Annotated in this window: 20 protein-coding genes; 5 read left to right on the top strand and 15 right to left on the bottom strand. The window is 46.0% G+C overall.

What is annotated here, in order from left to right; translation table 11 throughout:
• Positions 1-82: 82 nt before the first annotated feature.
• The 7 genes from I6E24_RS08595 to I6E24_RS08620 form a co-directional block, all read right to left on the bottom strand.
• Positions 83-1309 (bottom strand): tyrosine-type recombinase/integrase, encoded by a 1227-nt coding sequence (locus I6E24_RS08595; RefSeq protein WP_235327895.1) that lies wholly within the window; start codon positions 1307-1309, stop codon positions 83-85.
• Between the two features lie 106 nt (positions 1310-1415).
• The gene (locus I6E24_RS08600) at positions 1416-3074 is read right to left on the bottom strand and encodes a helix-turn-helix domain-containing protein (protein ID WP_235327897.1); all 1659 of its coding nucleotides are present in this window, start codon (positions 3072-3074) and stop codon (positions 1416-1418) included.
• Positions 3052-3174: a hypothetical protein gene (locus I6E24_RS17215; protein ID WP_262911917.1), complete on the bottom strand. Its 123-nt coding sequence runs from the start codon at positions 3172-3174 to the stop codon at positions 3052-3054. The genes I6E24_RS08600 and I6E24_RS17215 overlap by 23 nt, the downstream gene beginning before the upstream one ends.
• A gap of 226 nt (positions 3175-3400) precedes the next feature.
• Complete coding sequence (mnmE, locus tag I6E24_RS08605; RefSeq protein WP_235327899.1) at positions 3401-4816, bottom strand: tRNA uridine-5-carboxymethylaminomethyl(34) synthesis GTPase MnmE; 1416 nt, start codon at positions 4814-4816, stop codon at positions 3401-3403.
• Between the two features lie 10 nt (positions 4817-4826).
• Positions 4827-5312, bottom strand: coding sequence for a GAF domain-containing protein (locus I6E24_RS08610; RefSeq protein ID WP_235327901.1), 486 nt, complete (start codon positions 5310-5312; stop codon positions 4827-4829).
• A 7-nt stretch (positions 5313-5319) separates the two neighbouring features.
• On the bottom strand, positions 5320-6198 hold the full coding sequence (locus I6E24_RS08615; protein ID WP_235327903.1) for a nucleoside phosphorylase: 879 nt from the start codon (positions 6196-6198) through the stop codon (positions 5320-5322).
• A gap of 6 nt (positions 6199-6204) precedes the next feature.
• Positions 6205-7641: a tetratricopeptide repeat protein gene (locus tag I6E24_RS08620; protein WP_235327905.1), complete on the bottom strand. Its 1437-nt coding sequence runs from the start codon at positions 7639-7641 to the stop codon at positions 6205-6207.
• Between the two features lie 202 nt (positions 7642-7843).
• Here I6E24_RS08620 and I6E24_RS08625 point away from each other — a divergent pair, with 202 nt between their 5' ends.
• Both I6E24_RS08625 and I6E24_RS08630 read left to right on the top strand, forming a co-directional pair.
• Positions 7844-8632 carry a tRNA 2-thiocytidine biosynthesis TtcA family protein gene (locus I6E24_RS08625; protein WP_235327907.1) on the top strand — a complete coding sequence of 263 codons (789 nt, stop codon included), beginning with the start codon at positions 7844-7846 and terminating at the stop codon, positions 8630-8632.
• A gap of 24 nt (positions 8633-8656) precedes the next feature.
• Positions 8657-9028: a DMT family protein gene (locus I6E24_RS08630; RefSeq protein ID WP_235327909.1), complete on the top strand. Its 372-nt coding sequence runs from the start codon at positions 8657-8659 to the stop codon at positions 9026-9028.
• Between the two features lie 128 nt (positions 9029-9156).
• On the opposite strand, the gene I6E24_RS08635 is transcribed toward I6E24_RS08630, so the two are convergent.
• From I6E24_RS08635 to I6E24_RS08660, 6 genes are all read right to left on the bottom strand, one after another.
• Positions 9157-10245 (bottom strand): DUF4858 domain-containing protein, encoded by a 1089-nt coding sequence (locus tag I6E24_RS08635; RefSeq protein WP_235327911.1) that lies wholly within the window; start codon positions 10243-10245, stop codon positions 9157-9159.
• Positions 10246-10259: 14 nt separating this feature from the next.
• Positions 10260-10787 (bottom strand): C40 family peptidase, encoded by a 528-nt coding sequence (locus I6E24_RS08640; protein WP_394800384.1) that lies wholly within the window; start codon positions 10785-10787, stop codon positions 10260-10262.
• Between the two features lie 178 nt (positions 10788-10965).
• Entirely contained in the window at positions 10966-13776 is a 2811-nt protein-coding gene (locus I6E24_RS08645) for a M16 family metallopeptidase (protein ID WP_235327913.1), read from the bottom strand.
• A 20-nt stretch (positions 13777-13796) separates the two neighbouring features.
• Positions 13797-14732, bottom strand: coding sequence for a thioredoxin-disulfide reductase (gene trxB, locus I6E24_RS08650; protein WP_235327915.1), 936 nt, complete (start codon positions 14730-14732; stop codon positions 13797-13799).
• A 40-nt stretch (positions 14733-14772) separates the two neighbouring features.
• The gene (locus tag I6E24_RS08655; RefSeq protein WP_235327917.1) at positions 14773-15375 is read right to left on the bottom strand and encodes a LolA-like putative outer membrane lipoprotein chaperone; all 603 of its coding nucleotides are present in this window, start codon (positions 15373-15375) and stop codon (positions 14773-14775) included.
• A 21-nt stretch (positions 15376-15396) separates the two neighbouring features.
• On the bottom strand, positions 15397-18087 hold the full coding sequence (locus I6E24_RS08660; protein WP_235327919.1) for an FtsK/SpoIIIE family DNA translocase: 2691 nt from the start codon (positions 18085-18087) through the stop codon (positions 15397-15399).
• 159 nt (positions 18088-18246) lie between these two features.
• On the opposite strand from I6E24_RS08660, the gene I6E24_RS08665 reads away from it, so the two are divergent.
• Genes I6E24_RS08665 through I6E24_RS08675 form a run of 3 tightly spaced genes read left to right on the top strand, consistent with a single transcriptional unit; the run spans position 18247 to position 20584 of the window.
• Complete coding sequence (locus I6E24_RS08665) at positions 18247-18777, top strand: DUF5063 domain-containing protein (RefSeq protein ID WP_235327921.1); 531 nt, start codon at positions 18247-18249, stop codon at positions 18775-18777.
• Positions 18778-18796: 19 nt separating this feature from the next.
• A complete protein-coding gene (locus I6E24_RS08670; RefSeq protein WP_235327931.1) occupies positions 18797-19378 on the top strand; it encodes a 3'-5' exonuclease in 582 nt (193 codons plus the stop codon).
• Positions 19379-19402: 24 nt separating this feature from the next.
• A complete protein-coding gene (locus I6E24_RS08675) occupies positions 19403-20584 on the top strand; it encodes a class I SAM-dependent rRNA methyltransferase (RefSeq protein ID WP_235327923.1) in 1182 nt (393 codons plus the stop codon).
• A 52-nt stretch (positions 20585-20636) separates the two neighbouring features.
• Here the strand turns inward: I6E24_RS08675 and I6E24_RS08680 are convergent, their stop codons facing one another.
• Both I6E24_RS08680 and I6E24_RS08685 read right to left on the bottom strand, forming a co-directional pair.
• Positions 20637-22004, bottom strand: coding sequence for a DUF5723 family protein (locus I6E24_RS08680; RefSeq protein WP_235327925.1), 1368 nt, complete (start codon positions 22002-22004; stop codon positions 20637-20639).
• Positions 22005-22026: 22 nt separating this feature from the next.
• A complete protein-coding gene (locus I6E24_RS08685) occupies positions 22027-23751 on the bottom strand; it encodes a hypothetical protein (RefSeq protein ID WP_235327927.1) in 1725 nt (574 codons plus the stop codon).
• Positions 23752-23761 lie beyond the last annotated feature (10 nt).

A 23761-nucleotide genomic window follows, 5' to 3' on the forward strand; every position in this document is an offset into this window, starting at 1 on the left:
CAAAAATAGGGAGAAATGCATGAATAATTCGAAAGAATCTATAAGAAAATGCAAGTAGTTAACTATTTTAATATATTGATATTCAATATTTTGAGAGGTAGTTTTCTCTTCTCTTGTTTTCCTTTCTTTCACTTGTTATTATTTTGTTCTCTTTATTTGAGTTCTTATTTTCACTTGATTTCTTATTTGTCGAAACACTTTTTAACAGGCTAAGAGAGAGTTTCTGAGATGCTTCCTTGGATTTGGCATCTGCGTGTCGAGCATAAATCTCTGTGGTCGTTACGTTGGCATGTCCAAGCATGTTCTGCACGGTGTAGATGTCTGTTCCAAGTTCAACTTGAAGGGTTGCAAAGGTGTGGCGGAAGCTATGGAAGGTGATGTGCTTTTTAATTTTAGCAGCCTTCAACCATTCGTGCATTACTTTTTGAGTCATATAGTAAAACAATCCTTTAAATACCTTTCCAGTTCCTTTTCTACCCATCAGATGCAATGCGTCATCATTAATGGGGACAATATTCTGTTTCGTTGTTTTTACAGCCAGAAAATCAAGATACTTACTTCCGTCAGCATATTCTTTCACCATCTCCCAGGTCAATGCATTCACATCGCTGAAACGTAGGCCAGTAAAGCAAGAAAACAAACATGCCCGTTTCAATACATCTATTTTACAATCTGTGTTGTAAAGTTTGTAAATCTCCTGTAGAGTCAGACTTTCTTTTAATGTGTCTTCGTATTCTATGCGATCGAGGTAGTCATTTATATTCTCATTGATCAATCTGGACCTGTATGCAATCCGGAGGAATCCTCTGAATGTTGACCAATATCCGGCAACCGAGTTATTGGAAAGTCGTTCGCCAGTCCGCATACTTTGAGCATGTTCTAAGAGATATTCTGCAAATCCTTGACATAATTCCACATCAACTTCTCCAAAGGAACATTTCCCGTTGACGTAGTTCTTGAAATGTTTGCATACATATATCCACTTCTGATTATGCTTCCTGGCTTCTTTCTCATAATAATCTATGAAACTTTCATTCAGGCGTTGCTTGTCATAAAGATTATACCGTTCATTTATGATTTCCTCAAATCTTCGGCATCGAATGATTTCTGCTTTTTCTTCCATAGTTTTATTGAAAGCAAGTTCATGTGAATTCTTGGGGCTCTCGTAAATGTATATACCCAAATATTCATGACGTATGGTTTTCATCGTTTTTTTGTCCCGATAAGGTGGATAGTAATCGAGATAGTATGACATTTTGCCATGCTTACAATGGCGGAGTCTTAATGTTACTTTCTTACAATTCTGCATATCTGTGGGTATTTATAATTTGTTTCTATTTAATGGCAAATATCAAAGATGATTCTCTGCTTACTACAGGTAATAGAGAGTAATTATAGAGTAAGTTAGAATAAGCTTACTGTTTACGCTCATGGATAGCCCGGATGACATCTTCCTTTAAGAACAGAGTAAACCTTCCATCACGTTTCTTCTGTATATTTTTGTATCGGGCCAGACTGTAAACTTCTTCTCGGCTTAATCCGAACTTCTCTTTGATTTGTTCAACTGTATAATAGTCCTTCTGATCTTTGAGTCCTGGATTTCTGGCATATTCAATATCTGCTTTAGAATAGAATGTAGTTTCATGAACCTTTTTACTTGGTATCTTGTGACGGGAAACCAAAGTTCTTCTGGCTGCAGAAGACAGACCATAAAGCTCTTCAATCTGTTCTCCTGTAATCCATTCGATAGAATCTCCTTCAACAGATTCTGAAACAGGGATACGATGTCCGAATAACTCTTCCACAGCTTTTAACTCGTAGAAGTTTATGTGCTTGATAGTTATTCTCGGAACTTTTGCTTGCCTTGTTCTACCATGTACATGATGAACTGTTACCTTGAACCGTTCAGCAATCTTCTGTGCGGTTATATAGTCTTCAGGAACATCGAACTTTTCCGGATCACGGTTGAACAACTGTTCTACGGCATTTGCATTAAAGTAGTTTCGATGTTTGATGAATAGCTTTTCCAGTTTCCCTTCACGGGTTTTCGCCTGGGCAGCTTTCTCTGTAATACCATATTGTTCAGCAATCTGTTTGATTGAGATATAGCCGTCAGGAACCTTATCGGTCTTCTTCTGTTTTTTTCTTTTCTCAACTTCTTTATCAAGAAAGCTTGTACTCATTCTTTCTTTTATAATCCTGTCAAAGCTATTTCGTTCAACGATTGTCAATCGGCCTTGCTTATGGTTTGGAATATTATAATTGTGGACATAATAATTGATCTGGTCCTTACTTAATTTATATTTTTCGTGTATATCCTTATAGGTGTAATAAAGCGGATCAACATTCTCTCTTTCACCTTTGAATGTATCAATATGCGCACGTGAGTAGTAAACCTTACGTCCTTGTGTGATACGGGGAATATCATTCCTTTGAACGAAAGAAAGTACAGCAGCATGGCTCATACTGAACTTTTCCATGATTTGATCTATTGTGTAATAGTCATTCATATCCACTTCAGCAATCAGTTCTGCAAAGTGTATATCCACAAGAACTTTGTCATAGAAGGTGTTTCGCCCTTGATACACTTTTTTAATGCCATACTTCTCACATCGATTCCATACAGCACGACGGGTAGTATGGAATTTATTTACAATCTGGCTGACTGTGTAATATTCCCGTTTCTCATGAATCTTGCCTGTTCGTGTCTGATATTCTTTTGCCCGATCGAACAAACCGTCAATATCTTTCCGTCTGATAAGAGTCTTTCCTTTCATCTGAACGGCTTTTATAAGCCCACTGGCAAGTTCTCTGTAGACCGAAGATTTTCCGATGCCCAGATAAGCGGCAGCCTCTCTCGGAGTAAGGAATCTCTTTTGTTCGAGAACAGATTTCTGGGAGGAAACTTCAGCAGGCACATCTTGAGGATTTGACTCAAGATAGTCTGAAATTTCCTTCTCTCGCATCTTTCTTTTGTAATCTTTGCCATTACACTGACGTGAGCAATACTGAGTAGCCAATGTATGTGCAATAAAGAGCTTTCCGCAGTACTTACATCGTTTCTGTATCTCCATTGCCGTTTCTGATATTCGTGATAATTTCGCCAACGAAGTCGCCCAAAAGTGTCCCAAGGTGTCCCACCACGTCCCATGGTGTCCCAGCTTGTGCTCTCAATGTCATTTGGGCATTTTCCCAGGGTGTCCCAAGGAAGTGACTTCAATGTCATTTAGTCGTAATCGCACCGCTTTTAAATTCCATCGCGGTTCAAATACGGTACAAAAATAGTCGCAATAATTTGAAACAACAAAAAGCTACTCGGAAGTGTTAAAAAATAAAAGTCCCTCAAAATGAGGGACTTATTATAAGTTATTTGAAGATGTTTTGAGTTGTTTAGAGTACTTTATTTACCGATGCAAAAATTCCTGAATATATTCCCCAAAACCTCGTCATTCGTTATCTCTCCACCCACAATCTCTGCCAGATGGAACAGACATTCCCTTAAATCCTGGCTTACCAGATCTCCGGAGAGATTCATTTCCAGACCGTCCTGTACTCGGTGGATGGCTTCCAAGGCATGTGTAAGTGCTTCGTAATGACGGATGTTGCTTACCACCACATCATTCTGTGTCACTTCCGGCAGTGCGGCTGCTTTCACCAGGAGTTCTTGCAGCTCAGCTATTCCCTTACGGTTCTTTGCCGAGATGGATATTGTTTCCATACAGACATTCTCAGGGAAAAAAATCTCAGTATCAGAAACAAATACAGCAGGATCTGGTGTTACATCACATTTGTTCATCACCAGAATGAGTTTTTTACCTTCGCATCTTGGTATTACTTTATCCTTCAATGCCTCTATCTGAGCTTTCGCTTCCGTACTGTCTATCACCCATAGAACTATCGATGCCTGATCCAGCTTCTGGAAACTGCGTTCTATACCTATACTTTCTATCTCATCCGATGTCTCGCGTATTCCGGCTGTATCGATAAATCTGAACATCACCCCGTCTATGTTCATTGTGTCTTCTATTACATCTCTCGTCGTACCGTGTATATCGCTCACTATCGCACGTTCTTCGTTCAGCAGAGCGTTGAGTAGGGTAGACTTGCCTGCATTTGTTTCTCCTATAATAGCTACGGGGATACCGTTCTTTATAGCGTTTCCCACACTGAATGAGTGTACAAGACCGTTTATTACTGTTTCCACCTGCGATGCAATCTCTGAAAGTTCGCTACGGTCCGCAAACTCCAGCTCCTCATGGTCGCTGAAATCCAGTTCCAGTTCCATGAGCGATGTCAGATGCAGCAGTTTTTCTCTTAGGGCTGATAGCTCTCTGCTGAAACCTCCACGCATCTGGCTCATTGCCATACGGTGTGTGGCTGCCGATGTCGACGCTATCAGGTCGGCCACAGCCTCTGCCTGGCTCAAGTCCATCTTCCCGTTCAGAAATGCTCTCTGGGTGAATTCTCCCGGTCCTGCAGCCCTGCAACCATTCTTCACAAGCAGCTGCATTACCTGTTGCAGAATATACGACGAACCATGACATGAAATCTCCGTAGAGTCCTCACCTGTATATGAGTGTGGTCCTCGAAACAGGCTAACCAGTACCTCGTCCACTATTTCTCCGTTTTCACTCATTATATGTCCGAATGTAAGAGTGTATGGCTTGCGCTCGGATAGGGGAGCACCACCCGCTGGAGTGAATATCTTGTCCGTTATGCTTATAGCTTCCTTTCCCGAAACTCTGATTGTTCCTATTGCGCCTCCCTGTGCCGTTGCTATGGCACATATCGTATCGTCCGTATATAGAATGTTCATTTCTCCTTAATCAGTATAAATTTTTTACTATCAGTTCCACCATTTTTTCCAGATATATCCGGTCTGTCTCGTCGAAAGTGTTCAGTTCGTCACTGTCTATGTCCAGCACTCCCTTCACCTCTCCGTCTTTTATCATTGGCACCACTATTTCCGATCTTGAGAGTGAGCTGCATGCTATGTGTCCCGGAAACTTGTCCACATCCGGCACCACCTGTGTCCTGGCTTCAGCCCATGCCGTACCGCACACACCTCTTCGTTTCTTTATCCTGTAGCATGCCACACTTCCCTGGAATGGTCCCAGATGCAGTTCCCCGCCATCTGCTAGATAGAAACCTGTCCAGAAAAATCCGAATGCTTCCTTCAGTGCTGCCGTAGTGTTTGCCAGTACGCTTAGCACATTCTTCTCGTCCTCAATCAGTCGAGCATACTGTTCCAGGAAATGTAAGTATTTTTCCTCTTTCCCTATATTGTCTGCTTGTTTGAAACTTTCTTCCATTATATTCTTATATTCTTTCCAATACCAGTTTAATTAAATCGTCTATTTGGTTCTTATATCCTGTGTACGCCTCCTTTGCCACACGGTTTGCTATCACCATACATACCGTCGTAGCCTTGTGTCCCAACAGTTTTGCAAGTCCTGCCAGAGCCGAACTTTCCATTTCGAAGTTGGTTATTCTTCTTTCGCCGTATTCGAAGCTTTCTATCTTCTCGTTCTGATGAGGATCTGCCAGTGGAATACGCAGCTTTCTTCCCTGCGGACCAAAGAATCCTCCGCATGCCACAGTAATACCTCTCACCATATCCTTCCGGGCTATACGTTCCACCATCTCCTCACTGGCGTGTATAGCATACGGAGCCGGCGCACACATGTTTCCGCTCCATCCCAGATGATTAAGCAGCGCACGTTCCAGTGGCAGGTCACACACCGCGTTTCTTCCTCCGTAGAAGTTCAGAAGCCCGTCAAATCCCACAGATATTTCCGAGCAGATGAAAGTTCCTGTCGGTGTATATGGCTGAAGTCCTCCACATGTACCTATTCTCACTATCTCCAGCGATTTCAGCTCGTCCTTCTCATATCTTGTCTCGAAGTCTATGTTTGCCAGAGCGTCCATCTCGTTCATCACGATGTCTATATTGTCGCATCCTATACCGGTGGAAGTTACTGTAATCCTTTTTCCCTTATACGTACCTGTTATGCTCTTGAATTCCCGGCTTTCCACCTCACATTCTTTCGTGTCGAAGTGCGAAGCCACCAGTGCCACTCTTCCTGGATCTCCCACCAGTATCACCTTGTCAGCCAGCTGTTCCGGCTTCAGATGAAGATGAAACACAGACCCGTCTTCATTTATAATCAGTTCCGATGGTGCGAAATACTCTTTCATAAGTCTCTATTTAAGTTCAAGATTTCTTATTTTCGTAGTCATGCCTTCTATTTCTGTTCTCAGGCTTTCCACTCTTTGTTCCTTGTCCAATATTCCCGGAGTCATGGATTTCTTTTCTCCTTCTCCCGATTTGGAATATCTGTCTCTCAGTCCCTCCAGTTCATCTTCAAGTACCTTCAGGTCGCTTTTCATCTTTTTCATTTCCTGAAACATTTTCTTGGCTTCCTTGTTTCTGAAATCATTCAGTGAAGTATACACCCTGTTGTCATTCACAATAAACTCGAAATCCGCCTTTGGTGTATTATTGCTTTTACCCGAGTATGTCACTTTTGCCAGACTTTGCCTTGCCTTTGCCACCGCGTCATTATCAGTCTGTGTCATGGCTATATTGTCAAGTTTTGCCAGCGAAATCATCTTTTCCTGCCCCATGGCATCATAGTCGTATGTTATTTTCGATTCATTTGGAATGAATACATATACGCAAACCTTTCCTTCAGGCTGATATCTGTCCGATGCAAACCACCCCAGATTGTTGTAGTCGTCTATGGCATACATATAGTCATTGTATGCCGAGTTGAACGGATATCCCATATTGTCAGGTTTGAAATACGAGTTTTCTTCTGAGTCCGCTCTGGTTACGAAAATGTCATATCCTCCCAGACTTTCCTCTCCTTTGGCCGAGAAATACAGTGTTGTTCCGTCCGAGTCCAGGAAAGGGCAATTCAGCTCAGTCATATCGCCATTAATGCCTCTCAGTCTTTGTGGGTTACTCCATTTGTCAATAAGTTTTACACTTGAATATAGCTTCTTGTTGCCGTTCTCATCTTTGGCAGCAAGAAGTTTCTTGTCGCCCATCTCATTCACGAATTCCACACACATATCGCTGTCTTCCGGATTTACACCGATAGTTTCCAGAGTTCCTGCCTGACTTCCCAGTTTGTATGCTTCCAGAAAATTCTGTTTGTCCACCACGAAGCTGTCCACCACCGTAATGTTTTCCACGCTTCTTATCAGTCTTTCACCCTTTCTGTATTTTGTCATGAGCTCTTCTGCTGCAGCGGTGTCTCTGTTCTTTTTCTCCAGCCAGTATATGTGTTCCTCCAGGTTCTCAATGGCATCTTCGTATCTGTACATGTCATAATAAGCCTTGCTCACATACAGATATGCGTTAATCACCTTTCTTGCGGCACTTTTCTCCAGATAGGGTAGCCCTTCCATCATTTCTCCCGTTTCGTAGCAGCACGCTCCGTACCAGAAGTTATAGCTGGCGTTCGATGGCGACTGTTTCACCAGTTTTTTGAAAACAGGCTTTGCCTTCTCGAATTCCCCTTCTGTAAACCATTTCTTTGCCTGAGTCAGAGTCTGGGCTCCTGCTCCGACAGAAAAAATCAATAAAGCTATAGCGGTAATAATCTTCTTAAAATCCATAAATCGTTTAGGCATAGTTATTAAAATTCCGTGTGAAAAATTTTGATTCCTTATATTCGTTGCTTATACATTACAAATGTAATCAAAATATCCGAAACCGGTATTCATATCAAGAAGAATTATGCCTCACAGACAGCTCTTGTATGATTTTAACCGCATTTATTTCCAATATTTTCATTTTATCTGTACTTTTGCACCCGCATTTTTAATTACAGTTATGGCTAAACAGACCGAAGAAGATAAAATTCTATACCGTATCAACAAGCGCTTCCTCAAGGGAGTGGTCGATTATGGTCTCATCCGCGATGGCGACAAGATTCTTGTAGGCTTGTCCGGAGGCAAGGATTCCATGGCATTGCTTGAGCTCCTTGCTCTTCGTTCACGCATCTACAAGCCACGTTTTTCCGTCATTGCTGTCCATGTCCAGATGTCCAATATCGAGTACAAGTCGGATACAGCCTATCTCGAAGAGTTTTCCCATTCTTTGAGCGTACCGTTCTATACCTATACCACTTCGTTCGATCCTTCCACCGACACCCGTAAGTCTCCGTGCTTCCTCTGTTCGTGGAATCGTCGCAAGGCATTGTTCACCGTAGCCAAGGAGCACGGATGCAATAAGATTGCCCTTGGTCATCACATGGACGATATTCTTGAGACTCTCCTCATGAACATGACCTTCCAGGGAGCCATAAGCACCATGCCGCCTGCTCTGGTGATGCGCAAGTTCGATATGACCATCATCCGCCCCATGTGTCTCCTCCATGAGTCCGATCTCATCGAAATGGCACGTATCCGTGGCTACCGCAAGCAGATAAAGAACTGCCCTTACGAGAAAGACTCTCACCGTTCGGACATGAAGGAAGTTCTCCGTCGTCTGGAGGAGATGAATCCGGAGGCCCGTTACAGCCTTTGGAGCAGCATGAACAATATCCAGTCCGATATGCTGCCCATCGTAGTTCCCCCTCAGGCAGATTGTGATTCTGACTCAAGTATAACCAACAGCTAAAACAAACAACTAAAAACCAACAATATGCTATCACAAGGTATTTTTTCAGTATTACTGCTGATACTGTCAAACATTTTCATGACATTCGCATGGTATGGCCATCTCAAGATGCGCGAATACAGCTGGTTCGAGTCATTGCCGCTTATAGGCGTCATAGCCTTCAGCTGGGCAATAGCGTTTTTCGAGTACTGCCTTCAGGTACCGGCCAACCGTCTTGGCTTCCGCGAGAGTGGAGGACCGTTCGACATTATGCAGCTTAAGGTCATTCAGGAGGTCATCACCCTGGTGGTCTTCACCGTTTTCTCCGTCATAGCTTTCAAGATGGAGCTCAAGTGGAACCACCTTGCAGCATTCTGCTGTCTGATACTTGCGGTATATTTCATTTTCAAGAAATGATCGCCCTCTCATTCAGAGCATAGAAAAATGCCGGCAGGACAATGGATAATCCAAGTCCTCCCGGCATTTTTATCATTATTCCGCTTATTTCGCTTATTCCGCAGTTTTATTTCGCTTATTTCGCAGTCTTATTCCACTCCGAATCTCATCTTCCTTATCTTTTCCTCCTCAGCTCTTTTTTCTGCCTCGCGCTGTTCTTTTCTTCTCATGTATATATACAGGCTGTCCATGCTTCCCGGCAGTTCTTCCAGCATCTTCTCTTCCTTAGCTTTCAGTTCCTCCTCCTTCTGTTTTCTGATGTTAGCCTTTCGTGCCTTCCTCACGTCCCATCTGAAGCTTTTCTTCACTCTGTCCGGATTTCTTTCCTTGTCGGCCTTTTCATTTGCTCTTTCCAGATATTCTTCCCTGAGCGAGTCTCTTTTCGTCGTAATCACCTTTTCTATCTCTGCCTTCATCGAGTCCGTCAGTTCCGGAAATTCCGTTATGGCCATACCTGCTCCACCTGCCTTGCTGTAGTCGAACACAGGTGCTGTCATTCCGCTGTAGAATGTAGGGAATTTTATACTGTCGTTCAACGATGGCTGGTATTTCTGATAAATCTTCCATGCGTTTGCATGCTTCCTGTTGTGTTTCAGCATCCTTCCTCGTGCCGTCAGATTGTCGTAGAAGAATCCCATTATGTCCAGACCACCTATCGCTATCCCGGCTCCCCTCATCCTCATACCGTCGCTTATGCCTCCTGCCGATGGAGAGATACTCAGCCCATAGTTGTCGTCATCATCGCCAAAGGGATTGATAGTCCACGTAATCTCATACTCTTTCTGCTTCTTTCCGAACACCATCACGTCGTACACAGGATCTTCGCCAAACTTGGTCCAGATAGAGTAGGGCAGCATCCTAATGTATCCTTTAGGCTTTCTCACCCTCGTAGTGTCTGTCAGACTTTTCGGCACAGCCAGATCTGCCTTGAATTGCATCCACGATTTCTCCAGCGGAGACTCCAACGGCTTGTTCAGTTCGCTTTCCATTTCCGGCATGAAATCAAACTTTATCAGTTTTATCGCCTCCTCGTTCAGCTTCAGTTCGCTGTCCTTATTGTTTTGCTTCTTGAAATCATTCTTGAAGTCCGTATTCAGATGCTGTGCCAATGTGCTGTTCGCCATCATTATCATCCCGGCCATCATCAGCGTCCTGCCCAGTATATAATCATTTCCCATACTCATGCCTCTTGTCATTTCACTCTACCGCCCTGCAGCCAGTGTTTGTCGTAATATCTTTCGTTCAGGCTGCTCACCACTACACCCACACTTGTCGATGCATGTACAAATTTTCCGTCCTTCAGATAAATCCCCACATGCGATGCCTTCCTTTTCTTCTTCCCGTTGTGGAAGAACACCAGGTCTCCCTCCTTGAGGTTCCTTTTCAGCACCCTCTTGCAGTCTCTGTCTCTCTGTTCCTCCGAGCTCCTGCTCAGTTTCTTCCCGTACACCTTTCTGTATATTGCCGATGTCAGTCCCGAACAGTCCACACCCTTCTTCGTGGTTCCTCCGTACCTGTATGGAGTTCCAATCCAGTCTGCAGCTTCCAGATACAGCTTGTGGTTATCCTTCATCTCTATGTCCATGTCCAGCCTTATGGCAGCCACAGCCAGGTCTCTGAAGTCATAGCTCATCCTTCTTGTGCCGCACGATGACAGCGCTATTGCTGCCACACACACCGCCAGCCACCGTATTATTTTATGATATGAAACTGTTGTCATCTTCTATTATGGTTTGTCGTCGCAATACAAATGTAGTCAATAGTTCATTACTGCAAGTTCTCCGTTTGCACTATTTAGTTACTATTTAACATTATTCTTACAATGCCTGTAAAAAAAGTGGAGACGATACACCGCATTCCGCAGTATATCGTCTCCATTCTGTTTATTTATGAAATTCTTATTTCACAGGCGCGCTCATGCTTACTTCAATCATGTTCTTCTGTCCGAAGAAATCTTTTGCAAACTTCTTCAGGTCCTCTATTGAAATTCCGTTCACAGTGTTTTCATATCCTTTGTTCATGTCCACACCTTCCCACAGCATAGTGTTCAGTATTCCCATCCAGTAAGAGTTTTCTTTCTGGTTCTGCTGATAAGTCTTCATCATATATTCCTTCACCTTGTTCAGGTCTTCAGCCTTAGGGCCCTGGGCTATGAAGTCACTGATACCTTTGTTTATCAGTTCCACCATCTGAGGTCTGCGTTCAGGATCTGTGTCGAAATAAATCTGGAACACACCTTCCGCTTCAGGATATTTGCTCAGCTGTCCGTTGCACGACACTCCGTATGTACCTCCCGCTTCTTCTCTCACTGTCTGTGTGTACAGAATGTTCAGCAGCTGTCCAAGCATACTCATCATCACCACGTTCTTCTGTGTATATTCGCATTTTCCGCTTGCCACCATCAGTACAGACGATTTTGCAGTCTCCATCTCTCTTGTGAAGTTGTTTTCGTACATTCCTTTTCTGATATCAGGATTTACGTCACGGAACTTCTCGTTGCGTTTTGTCGATGGCAGACTTCCCAGATATTTCTCTATCAGCGGAGTGGCAGTAGCTTCGTCTATGTTACCCACCATAACGAATGTGAAGTCGCTTGCATCAGCAAATCTGTCCTTATACAGTTCCATCACCTTGCTGTAGTCAATCTTGTCCAGAGTCTCGGCCTTTATGCTGATAGCTCTAGGATGTCTGTTATACAGAGCCACGCTTATAGAGTCACTGAATGCTGTGTTAGGGTCAGCTTCTGCATTTGCCAGAGCTGCCTTGTTTCTGCCGATGAACGAAGTGAAAGCATCCTGATCCATTCTTGGGGCTGTAAATCTCAGGTAAGTCAACTGCAGCATAGTCTCCATATCCTTAGGCGAGCATGAACCGCTTATTCCCTCTGTCAGACTGTTCACGTATGCCGATGCCGAAGCCATCTTTCCTGCCAGAACCTTGTCCAGATCCACATTGCTGAAGTTTCCGAGACCTCCCAGACCTGCCACCTGGTTGATAAGTTTGAACTGAACAACGTCCTTGTCGTCAAACATCGAAGTACCGCCTGTACTGAAAGCCTGCATTCTCACCTCGTCCGCCTTGAAGTCAGTCTTCTTCATAACCACCTTCACTCCGTTGCTCAGTGTCAGCACCTTGCTTCCGAAAGGACCTTCTTCGCTCTTTACCACCTTGCCTCCTGCAGGCAGTTCCTTCATCAGCGGTTCGTCCGATACCTTGTCCACGTATGCTTCCAGTTTTGCAGCCTTCACCTTGTCAATCACAGCCTTCAGTTCAGCCTCAGTAGGATATTTCATGCCCTCTTTTTCAGGACAGAACACACTCAGTACGATGTTCTTTTCGCCTATCAGCTGTTTCAGCATCTGGTTTATGGCGTCCACAGGGATGTTAGGCACAATCTGGTTCATTATCGCATATTCGTTTTCTATGCCCGGCATAGGCTCGTTGTCGATGAAGTGTCTCACGTATTCGTTCACATACTGGGCGTTTCTCATCTTGTCCCTTTCGTTGTAAGCCGATTCCAGAGCTCTCAGATAGTCAGCCTTTGCTCTTGCATATTCGCTTGCGGTGAAACCGAACTGTCTCACCCTCTCTATCTCTGTCATCAGTGCCTCAGTCGAAGTCAGTATACCGTCTTCCTTGGCCACAGCCAGTCCCATGAATGCACCCTTGGTCTTTGCCAGCAGATAGATACCATCCTCTGCAAAAGCCTGGATGAAAGGAGGCTCAGGTTTCTGTGTCAACTCTTCCAGTCTGGCGTTCAGCATGTTTCCCACCATCGATGTCATATAGTTCATTGCCAGATAGCCCATATTGTTCTTCATCTCGTCAGGAACAGCCTCATGCTTGTGGAACAGATAGATGATAGGCACCTGCTGTTCCTTGTCCTTAGCCACGGCTATGATTGGTTCGTCATTGTCAGGCACAGGGAAATACTTTCTCTCAGCGGCATTCTCAGGCATTTCGATAGGGGAGAACATCTTCTTGATTTTCTCTTCCACCTTGTCCACGTCTATGTCGCCCACTACAATGATACCCTGCTGGTCAGGTCTGTACCATTTCTCGTAGTAGTCCTTCAGAGCCTGATACGGGAAGTTGTCCACCACCTCCATCGTACCTATAGGCAGACGGTATGCATACTTACTGTCCTTGAACATCACCGGGAACACCTTTTCATACATACGCATCATGGCTCCCGTACGTGTTCTCCATTCTTCGTGTATCACCTTGCGTTCCTTGTCTATCTCCTCGTGGTCCAGAGTAAGGTCGTTAGCCCAGTCGTGCAGAATCAACAGACATGAGTCCACCACAGTCTCTCTAGTCACAGGCACGTTCGAGATGTTATACACAGTCTCGTCTATCGAAGTATACGCGTTCAGGTTTGCTCCGAATTTCACACCGATACCCTCCAGATACTCTCTAAGCAGATTTCCCGGATAGTTGGTCGTACCGTTGAAACACATATGTTCCAGGAAGTGTGCCAATCCTCTCTGATTGTCCTCTTCAAGTATCGAACCTACCTTTTGGGCAATGTAAAAGTCAGCCTGATTGTCTGGCAGTTCATTGTGTCTGATGTAATAAGTCAGTCCGTTTTCCAGTTTTCCTACACGTACATTCGGATCTGTAGGTATAGGTGGCATCTGCTGTGCGAAGCCCGATGCCATACCGCTTATGAATATTATCATAGCGGCCGATTTTCTCCAAAAATTCATAAATTTAGTTTTTAGTTCTATTACTTATTAAGATATCTTTCCGCCTCAATAGCAGCCTTACATCCGCTTCCTGCAGCTGTGATAGCCTGACGGTAGTGAGGGTCTGCCACGTCACCTGCTGCAAACACTCCCGGCACACCCGTACATGGAGTATTTCCTTCAGTAATGATGTAACCCACCTCGTCAGTTTTCACCCATGGCTTGAAAATGTCCGAGTTAGGCTTATGTCCTATAGCCAGGAAGAAACCGTCTATAGCGACGTCATATCTTTCCTCGTCAGCTTCGCCCATTCTCTTCACCACGTGCATACCTTCCACACCGTTGTCGCCATACAGACCCACAGCGTTGTGCTCGAACAGCACCTTTATTTTCGGATGGTTCATCACTCTTTCCTGCATAATCTGCGAAGCTCTCAGATACGGTTTTCTCACCACCAGATACACCTCGCTTGCCAGACTTGCCAGATAGATAGCTTCCTCGCATGCAGTGTCACCTCCGCCCACTACAGCCACCTTCTTCTTTCTGTAGAAGAAACCGTCGCAAGTTGCACATGCGCTCACACCCATACCGGCGTATTTCTTTTCGTCTTCCAGTCCCAGATACTTTGCTGTTGCCCCAGTCGAGATAATCACTGTGTCAGCAGTGATTTCCTTCTCTCCGTCCACTTCAAAAGTGTAAGGCGCCTTGCTCAGGTCAGCCTTGGTCACAATACCGTTTCTTATGTCAGCGCCGAATTTCTCAGCCTGCTTTCTCAGGTCGTCCATCAGTACCGGACCTGTCACACCTTCCGGATATCCCGGAAAGTTTTCCACTTCCGTAGTAGTAGTCAGCTGTCCTCCCGGTTGCAGTCCTTCGTACAACACAGGGTTAAGGTTAGCTCTGCTTGTATATATAGCGGCAGTATATCCTGCCGGACCCGATCCGATGATCAGGCATCTCACGTGTTCTGTTGCCATAATGTTCAGTTTTTTGTTATGATTAAATAAAAATTATTGTTTATCTCAAGTCTATCACTTCCACTCCCGGATAATCCTTTGGGTTGAATCTGAAGAATCCGTCCTCAAGCTTCCTGACAGTATATTTCTTTATTTCTATGCTCTGTTTCTCGCCGTTTCTGTTCTCTATGTCGATATAAGCCGGTTCCATACTGGCATTCACACCCACAGTGATACTTTTTATATCCTGCTCGGTTTCCGGTGTCAGCACCACCTCTTTGCAGCTCCTTCCGTTTCTGTTCTTTGTCCCTACATACCTGTAGTCGAATCCGTTCCTGTACATCCCCAGCATCGTGTATGGGTTTATGGCCTGCACCTCTTCCGGGGTAGGGGTCGATACGTTCACCTCTCCACTGTCCTCCACATAGCTCCACAGGGTCTTGCCGTCAAACCAGCTCTTAATACCCGCACAGTCCAGAACAAACATTTCGCCTTTCAGAGCCAGCGTCCCTTCCATTGTGCCTCCAAACCGGATCTCAGTACCTTCTGCCTTCGTATAGGCGGCTGTCATCCCTTCCAGTACCTCTCTTGCCCTTGCATCCTTCTGTGCAAAAGCCTGTGGTGGCAGTATTATCATTAATATAAGCAGTATATGGTGTTTCATTCTTTTCCAGGTTTTTAATCCTTAATTATTCCCTCTCAACTGGCTCATCCTCATCTGCAGGTCATTTTCGTCCAGACAGAGCACCTCTCTGGCCTTGCTGCCGTTTGCCGAACCCACGATACCCGCTCTTTCCAGCTGGTCCATGATACGTCCCGCTCTGTTGTAACCCAGCGACAGTTTTCTCTGTATGAGCGATGTAGAGCCCTGCTGATGATATATAATCAGTCTTGCCGCCTCTTCAAACATAGGGTCCAGTCTGTTCATGTCCACATCCGCAGCTCCGCTAGGCTCAGCATTCTCGTCCACATATTCAGGCAGCTCGAATGCAGTAGGGTAGCCCTGCTGTCTGCTTATGTATTCCGAAATCTTCTCCACCTCCGGAGTATCCACAAATGCACACTGCACACGCACCGGATCATTACCCTGCAAATAAAGCATATCACCCTTACCGATCAGCTGTTGCGCTCCCGGTCTGTCCAGGATAGTTCTTGAGTCCATCATTGATGCCACACGGAATGCCACACGTGCCGGGAAGTTGGCCTTAATTGTACCAGTGATGATGTTCGTTGTCGGTCTCTGTGTCGCGATTATCGCATGTATACCCACCGCACGTGCCAGCTGTGCTATACGGCAGATAGGAAGTTCCACCTCCTTGCCCGCAGTCATAATCAGGTCGCCGAACTCATCAATTATTATCACTATATACGGCATGAACTTATGTCCGTTTGCCGGATTAAGCTGTCGGTTGATGAACTTCGCGTTATATTCCTTTATGTTTCTGCATCCCGCCTTCTTCAGCAGGTCATATCTCGTGTCCATCTCCACACACAGCGAGTTCAGTGTCTGCACCACCTTTGTCACGTCCGTGATGATTGCGTCCTCCGCGTCAGGCAGTTTTGCCAGGAAATGCTTCTCTATCGGCGCATAGATGGCGAATTCCACCTTCTTAGGGTCGATAATCACGAATTTCAGCTCGCTCGGATGCTTCTTATACAGCAGCGATGTCACTATAGCGTTAAGTCCCACAGACTTACCCTGACCCGTAGCACCTGCCACCAGCATGTGCGGAGCCTTTGCCAGGTCCACCATGAACACCTCGTTCGTGATAGTCTTACCCAGCGCTATAGGCAGCTCGTATGTACTCTCCTGGAACTTCTTGCTGGCAAGCACAGAGCTCATAGGAACGATTTTCGGAGTGGCGTTAGGCACTTCTATACCTATCGTACCTTTTCCCGGAATAGGGGCTATTATACGTATTCCCAGAGCCGAAAGGCTCAGCGCTATGTCATCCTCCAGATTTCTGATTTTCGATATTCTCACACCCTCAGCCGGAGTAATCTCATACAGGGTCACCGTAGGTCCCACATTTGCCTTTATAGACGATATCTCTATGCCGAAGCTTCTCAGCACCTGTATGATTCTGTTCTTGTTGGCCGTCTGTTCCTCCATGTCTATGCTCGGACCGTCGTCCGGATAAGTCTTCAGCAGATCCAGGGTAGGGAACTTATACAGCTCCAGGTCCAGTCTCGGATTGTAAGGCACACTCAGGTCGCCTCTCACCGTTTCCTCCTCCTTCGTTTCCTCTATTTCGAATTCAGGTTCATCGTTTTTCTCTGTCGTTTCTTTTATTGTATGCGAAATTCTTTCTTCCTCAATAATCTTTTTAGCTGTTTCAGGATAATCATCCAGAGGAAGCTCTATGGCGTTGTCTGTGTAGTTCACATCGTCACTGTACACCTCTTCTGCGTATGAATCCTCCTTGTCTGATGATTCATAAGGTTTCACATCTTCCTTATGTTCACTTTCTTCAGTGCTTTCTTTCTCCTCCACATCATCTGCCTTTTCCTCTTTATGCTTCTTTCCAAACATTTTTCCCAAAAGACCTCCAGGCATCAGCTTATCGCTCCATTTCTTCTTCTCCTTCTTCTTTTCCACCTGTTCTTCATCTGATGTTTCGTCAGCCTGTTCAGTTTGTTCGGTCGCTATCTCCTCTTCGGTTTCTTTAGGTTTCAAATCCTCTTCTACAGTCACATTTACCTGCTCCTCAGTTACGGCAGCTTCAGCCATCTCTGCATCTTCCTTCTTCTCTCCTGTCTTTCCCAGCTGAGGGTGCAACACCTTTCTCACCACCTCCATCGTCTGCCTTCTTATGGCCACACCTATCAGTATACCGCAGAACAGCAGCAGCAGTATGAGTCCCGGCACTCCTATATACGATTCAATCCATCTCGACACATTATATCCGTGCATACCCCCCGGCTGTACAAACGAGTTTATCTTGCCGAATGCGAATCCCAGTGTCACCGACAGCCAATACATCACCGCCATACATCCCAGGAACCATTTCCACACCGTAAAGTCGTACGCCTTCATCAGCTTCGTTCCCGCTATAAGCAGCACCACCACAATGAGATACGCCGGAAGTCCGAAGCATCCGTTCATCAGGAACTCAGCCAGTCTTGCTCCTGCCGGTCCCGTATGGTTCTGCACCACCTCCGTTCCGCCAGTCTGGCTGTATCCCGTCACACTCTGGTCAGCTCCTCCTGCCGACAGGAAAGAAGTAAATGCCAGGAACAAATACACCCCGAACATCAGGCATATCAGTCCCCCTATGAAATGCCCCGTCTCTCCGTTCAGGGCAGATTTTATTTTTTCCGGTTTCCCGTTGTCCTTTTTCTTGTTCTTATTCTTGTCCTCTTTTTTAGTTGCCATATCGTTTGTAAATTTGTTATCACTACAGGGTTTTTGTTATGCAAATATATAAAGATTAACGCAAAACCCACACTAAAATGATATCCAAAAACTGATAAAACGGAAAAAATTCCTACCTTTGCACTAATATAAATAAGAATATCAGACAATTTTAATCAAATGAAATCATCAAATCAACCAATTTTCGATGCAAACACTGTCGAGTTCGTTACCGTAGCCGCCGAGTTTTGCGGTTTTCTGGAACGTACTCCCGAAATGCAGCCCGATGAGTTTGTCGACCGCAGTCTCAAGCTCCTTCCGCTGCTTTATCTGAAAGCATCCCTGCTTCCCGATTGCGAACCCCTCGACGACATCGAGCCCGAAACCTTCGTCACAGAGACCGATTACGAACATCTCTGTAGCCTGATAGCCGTTCAGTTGGGTCCCGACGACGATTATCTCGAGGTATTCCTTGATGACATGGCTTTCAGCGATACACCTATCAAGCAGAACATTTCCGAAGGTCTGGCGGACATCTACCAGCCTCTGAAGGATTTCGTATGTGTCTACAGCCTCGGGCTCGACCATACCATGAACGATGCCCTCTGGCGTTGCCGCGAGCAGTTCGCTGCCTATTGGGGACGTACCCTCGTCAATGTGATGCGTGCCCTCCACAATGTCAAGTACCATGGCGAAGAGTCCGTACAGTAAACACGAATCAGACACATACATGGCAGAATATCAATCTACAATCGACAAGAAGCTCATATCCGAAATGGAGAAGGACCATTTCCCCGGACGCATAATCATAATATATACGGTGAACGATGCCCGCAAGGCAGTGGACTATCTCAGCACATGCAGTGTAGTAGGAGTGGACACCGAGACACGCCCTTCCTTCCGCAAGGGAAAAGTCAACAGCGTAGCCCTGCTCCAGATATCCACACCCGATACGTGCTTCCTCTTCCGTCTCAACCACATAGGGTTGCCCGATTTCCTCGAGGACTTCCTTCAGAACGACATCCTCAAGATAGGTCTCTCCCTGCGCGACGATTTCAACATGCTCCGCCGTGCCAACAACAGAGACCCCCGTGTAGGCAACTGGATTGAGCTTCAGGACTACGTGTCGCGCTTCGGCATACAGGAGAAAAGCCTCCAGAAAATCTATGCCATACTCTTTGGCAAGAAGATTTCCAAGAGCCAGCGTCTCTCCAACTGGGAAGCCGATACCCTTACCGGGGCACAGCAGCTATATGCCGCCACCGATGCCTGGGCAACACTGAGAATCTATCAGAAACTCAATGAACAATGAACAATTAATAATGAATAATTAATAATGAACAAAGTATATCTCAAACCCAAGAAAGAAGAATCCCTCCTCCGTTTCCACCCATGGGTGTTCTCCGGAGCCATAGCCCGTGTGGAAGGCAATCCCGAAGAAGGAGAGGTAGTCGAAGTCTATACTTCCGACAAGCAGTACATAGCAGCCGGACACTATCAGATAGGCAGCATAGCCGTCCGTGTACTCACATTCAAGAAAGAAGAAATCAATCACGAGTTCTGGGTACGCCGCCTCACCGTGGCACGCGACCTCCGTCAGGCCCTCCGTCTCATCAACACTGAGAAGAACAACGCATGCCGCCTCGTACATGGCGAGGGCGACAATCTCCCCGGACTTATCATCGACCTCTACGACCATACAGCCGTCATGCAGGCCCATTCGGCAGGCATGCACGTCTACCGTCATGAGATAGCTTCCGCCCTCAAGGAAGTCATGGGCGACACCGTACAGAACATCTATTACAAGAGCGAGACAACCCTTCCATTCAAGGCCGATCTCCAGTCCACCGAAAACGGATTCCTTCTCGGAGGAAGCACAGAGAACGTAGCCATGGAGAACGGACTCCTCTTCCATGTCGACTGGCTCAAAGGTCAGAAGACAGGGTTCTTTGTCGACCAGCGCGACAACCGTGCCCTCCTCGAGCACTACTCCCTCGGTCGCAACGTCCTCAACATGTTCTGCTACACCGGCGGATTCTCATTCTATGCCATGCGTGGAGGAGCCCGTCTTGTCCATTCAGTCGACAGCTCGGCCAAGGCCATCGACCTCACCCGTGCCAATGTAGAGCTTAATTTCCCGGGCGATACCCGCCATGAAGCCTTTGCCGAAGACGCCTTCAAGTATCTCGACCGCATGGGAGGGGAGTACGACCTCATCATCCTCGACCCGCCTGCCTTTGCCAAGCATCGTGGAGCCCTCCGCAATGCCCTCCGCGGCTACACCAAGCTCAATGCCAAGGCATTCGAGAAGATACGTCCGGGCGGCATCCTCTTCACTTTCTCCTGCTCCCAGGTAGTAAGCAAGCAGGACTTCCGCAATGCCGTCTTCACAGCCGCTGCACAGAGCGGACGCAGTGTGCGCATCATGCACCAGCTCACCCAGCCGGCCGATCATCCTGTCAATATCTACCATCCCGAAGGCGAATACCTCAAGGGACTGGTACTATATGTAGAATAAAAAAAACTCCCCAAATCGGGGAGTTTTTTTATCCGTTTATGGAGTTGTATTTTTAGAACGCGATATTAAATCCGCAGCTGAAGTTAGCGTTCGCATTGTTCACAGGGATGAACTGAGGGTTAACCTTGCCAATCAGGCAATCCATTCCCACGAAGAAGCTGAACACCTTCGGGTGGAAGTTCAGGATCCAGCCTGCAGAAGTTCCGAATGTAGACACAGCCACATTCACACCACCTTCAAGCCAGCTCAGAGGCGATACGTTGGCCGAGAGTCTACCTTCGCTCCATGAGTAAGGACCGTTGAATTTAGTAGTCGACAGCAGACCGAACGAAAGCTTGTCATACATAGGCAGTGCATATTCCGCACCCACCACCAGAGTGGCAGCCAGAGCCTTGTTCAGCTTTCCACCTGAATCTCTTAGGTACAGGTTAGTATATTCCTCAAATTCATCACCCAGAGCGTCAAGCTGGTTCTCCAGTTTGTTATCCTCGTCGCTGAACGAAAGGTTTTCGAAACCGTCGAAATCCCATGGCTCGTTGTTAGTCGAAGCGTAAGTATTGTTCGACCATCCCATGAATCCCAGATCCTTGATGGCAGCCGACAGAGTCAGGTTGTCTATCACCTCGTAAGTGGCACCCAGGTCAAAAGCCAGACCGAATCCGCTCAGTCCCGCTTTGTTTATTTCCGCATTATCGAAGTCCGCCAGACCGTTTTCCTTTGACGGCACAGTCAGTCCTCCCATTGCAAGGTTCATTTCCTGGTTTGCCGAAACCACCCATTTTTCCTCGCCCAGTTCAATATGCGTATTTTTCATTGTCAGGTCAGTATATACCAGTCCCAGCAGGAATTTAGCTTTCGCGCCCACTCTCAGTTTCTCACCAATCTGTCTTGAGTGTCCCAGTGCCACTTCCATATAGTTGGCAGATGAGAATCCCATGTCACCCAGGTCATACACACTTCTCGGGCCGCTCTGTCCCACCTTCATGAATTCCAGCATATCCTTCGGAATGTTCACTGATGAGTGCGATCTCAGACCCACTTCCACAGTGCTGAATCCTCCGAACGTTTTCAATCCAATCGAAGCCAGCGTCATGTCCAGGTTAGCCACCAGTCTGTTGTTCTCCTTCAGTCCGTCCAGGAACTCCTGTGCGCTCACGCTGCTGTTCATGAAGGTAGTCAGTCCCCCGTTAGCAGTAGGATAGAGGAAGTTCGACAGTCCGATGTTCCCCTTTGTAGTGATATTGATATTACCCAGCATAGGAATACTGAGATACCCCTTTTCGCTTGCCAGAGCCGGGTTCAACTGATGTTTGAACATATATCCGTCCAGAAAATATCCCGAGCTTAAAGCCTGTGCCGACATTCCTGTAGCCGCGCACATCATCGCCGCAGCCATCATATATTTAGTTATATTTTTCATTGTTTCTCCTCATTTTTAAATATTACAACTCCATAGTGATACCACCCTTAAGCTTCAGTTTCAGGTTGTCTATCTTGATATACTGGTTTTCGTTCAGGCCAATACCTTTTGTTTCCTCGCTACCTGTAGCAGTCACAGTCAGTTTCAGTCCGTCCAGTCCCTTCATGCTTCCGTTAGTAGTAGAAACAGAGAACTTCACATCGCTAGTAGCTCCAGCCTTGATGTCCATGTCCATATCCACCTTCACGTTGCTCAGTACGTTTCCAGTGTTATCCACAGCCACCGCATCCATCTTCACTCCCAGAGGCAGTTTGTTTTCCACACTCATCGTAGCCTCTATTTCATTGAATTCAATGTCTTCCAGGTCGCTTCCCCATCCGTCCATAGTTTCTGTGTACACAATTTCCGTACCTTCCGAGAACATAAGCGGAGTCTTCACCTCGTATGCAGTAGCCAGGTCGTAATGTTTTCCTGTCTCTATGCTGATAGCCTCTTCAGGCAGTTTCACCTCAACCTGGCTCACCTCTATCTTTTCCGGGATATTTCTGATGATGTTGTTCAGATTTTCCACTACCACCTTGCTGTCAGCCTGGATATCTTCGTCCATTTCAGCGTTCTGATGAATGCAGATTACGTAGTTCCTGCATCCTGCCGGTATAGTTACATCCTTAATCTGTACGCTCTCCAGATTGTCCATTCCGGTCTTCACAGGAGTCAGTACTGCACCGAATTTCACCTCAATAGGGCTAGGGTTAGTCACAGTGAAGAACAGTCTTGGGTCAGTCAGCTCGATAGCCACATTTTCGTCGTTCATGAAGTCAGGGATGTCTGTTATGTCCATGTCGTCAATTTCTATATCCACTTCAGGATCCACCACAGCCTTCACCTCATTCACTTCTATACTTTCCGATTCCACATCGATTTTCAGGCCCACCGATGCTCCGCTTCCCATACTACCTTCCAGTGCGATATTTCCCCTCAGTACAATTGCACCGTTAAGGCTTATCACGTTGTTATCCTTCACATTGTTGTTGTAGATATAGTCAGCTCCTTCTTTTTCGAAGTCTATTTTTGTGATATTTACCGGTACCTCTACAGATTCGTTGAAGCTGCTTCCCTCATTCTTCAGAGTCAGGATTCTTCCGTCAGTCACTTCCCAGTTTTCGTCCAGACTCTCTATTGTCATGAATTCAGGGAACACCACTTCGAAGTCACTCATTTTCGCACTAATGTTCGCATATCCGTTTTTTGACAGTTTCACCACCACTTTAGTTCCCACACAGTTTGTATTAGCCGAAACCAGTTCCTTCAGTACCGATGTGATACCGTCCGAATTGATATCTATGGCAATGTCCTCATCTATAACTATGTTGGTGCCGTCAATATCAATGTTGCTGCCGGTAGTATTGCTCACACCGTCAATTTCCACACCCGAGAAACCGCCCGCAGTGCTGATAGTCACTCCCGGAATATCTATTTCAGTGCTATTGCTGCTTCCTGCCTGTTGCAGAATATAATTACCTTTTTCGTCAGTAACCACAGCGCTTCCATCCTCTATTTCCAGAAGGTCCTTCAGCATCATATTGTCTGTGCTGCTGGTAGGAAATGTCAGGTCACCCCCCACAGTAATAGTCTTGTCAATCTCCTTGTCCAGGTCGTAAGCGTCGTCCACCTGACACGAGTTCAGACCAATCAGTCCCAGGGCACATACGCCCACGACTGCATGATTCTTAAAATTTCTCTTCATACGTCAATTT

It is taken from the genome of Bacteroides caecigallinarum (assembly GCF_021530995.1).
GTDB classification, from domain to species: Bacteria; Bacteroidota; Bacteroidia; order Bacteroidales; family Bacteroidaceae; genus Phocaeicola; species Phocaeicola faecigallinarum.

What these genes read in the sequence shown, in the direction of transcription:
- I6E24_RS08685 (WP_235327927.1), bottom strand. Translation starts at nt 23,751, where the DNA reads ATGAAGAGAAATTTTAAGAATCATGCAGTCGTGGGCGTATGTGCCCTG.
- I6E24_RS08645 (WP_235327913.1), bottom strand. Translation starts at nt 13,776, where the DNA reads ATGAATTTTTGGAGAAAATCGGCCGCTATGATAATATTCATAAGCGGT.
- I6E24_RS08610 (WP_235327901.1), bottom strand. Translation starts at nt 5,312, where the DNA reads ATGGAAGAAAGTTTCAAACAAGCAGACAATATAGGGAAAGAGGAAAAA.
- I6E24_RS08630 (WP_235327909.1), top strand. Translation starts at nt 8,657, where the DNA reads ATGCTATCACAAGGTATTTTTTCAGTATTACTGCTGATACTGTCAAAC.
- I6E24_RS08595 (WP_235327895.1), bottom strand. Translation starts at nt 1,309, where the DNA reads ATGCAGAATTGTAAGAAAGTAACATTAAGACTCCGCCATTGTAAGCAT.
- I6E24_RS08665 (WP_235327921.1), top strand. Translation starts at nt 18,247, where the DNA reads ATGAAATCATCAAATCAACCAATTTTCGATGCAAACACTGTCGAGTTC.
- mnmE (WP_235327899.1), bottom strand. Translation starts at nt 4,816, where the DNA reads ATGAACATTCTATATACGGACGATACGATATGTGCCATAGCAACGGCA.
- I6E24_RS08675 (WP_235327923.1), top strand. Translation starts at nt 19,403, where the DNA reads ATGAACAAAGTATATCTCAAACCCAAGAAAGAAGAATCCCTCCTCCGT.
- I6E24_RS08670 (WP_235327931.1), top strand. Translation starts at nt 18,797, where the DNA reads ATGGCAGAATATCAATCTACAATCGACAAGAAGCTCATATCCGAAATG.
- I6E24_RS08635 (WP_235327911.1), bottom strand. Translation starts at nt 10,245, where the DNA reads ATGGGAAATGATTATATACTGGGCAGGACGCTGATGATGGCCGGGATG.
- I6E24_RS08615 (WP_235327903.1), bottom strand. Translation starts at nt 6,198, where the DNA reads ATGAAAGAGTATTTCGCACCATCGGAACTGATTATAAATGAAGACGGG.
- I6E24_RS08620 (WP_235327905.1), bottom strand. Translation starts at nt 7,641, where the DNA reads ATGCCTAAACGATTTATGGATTTTAAGAAGATTATTACCGCTATAGCT.
- I6E24_RS08625 (WP_235327907.1), top strand. Translation starts at nt 7,844, where the DNA reads ATGGCTAAACAGACCGAAGAAGATAAAATTCTATACCGTATCAACAAG.
- trxB (WP_235327915.1), bottom strand. Translation starts at nt 14,732, where the DNA reads ATGGCAACAGAACACGTGAGATGCCTGATCATCGGATCGGGTCCGGCA.
- I6E24_RS08655 (WP_235327917.1), bottom strand. Translation starts at nt 15,375, where the DNA reads ATGAAACACCATATACTGCTTATATTAATGATAATACTGCCACCACAG.
- I6E24_RS08640 (WP_394800384.1), bottom strand. Translation starts at nt 10,787, where the DNA reads ATGACAACAGTTTCATATCATAAAATAATACGGTGGCTGGCGGTGTGT.
- I6E24_RS08600 (WP_235327897.1), bottom strand. Translation starts at nt 3,074, where the DNA reads ATGGAGATACAGAAACGATGTAAGTACTGCGGAAAGCTCTTTATTGCA.
- I6E24_RS08680 (WP_235327925.1), bottom strand. Translation starts at nt 22,004, where the DNA reads ATGAAAAATATAACTAAATATATGATGGCTGCGGCGATGATGTGCGCG.
- I6E24_RS08660 (WP_235327919.1), bottom strand. Translation starts at nt 18,087, where the DNA reads ATGGCAACTAAAAAAGAGGACAAGAATAAGAACAAGAAAAAGGACAAC.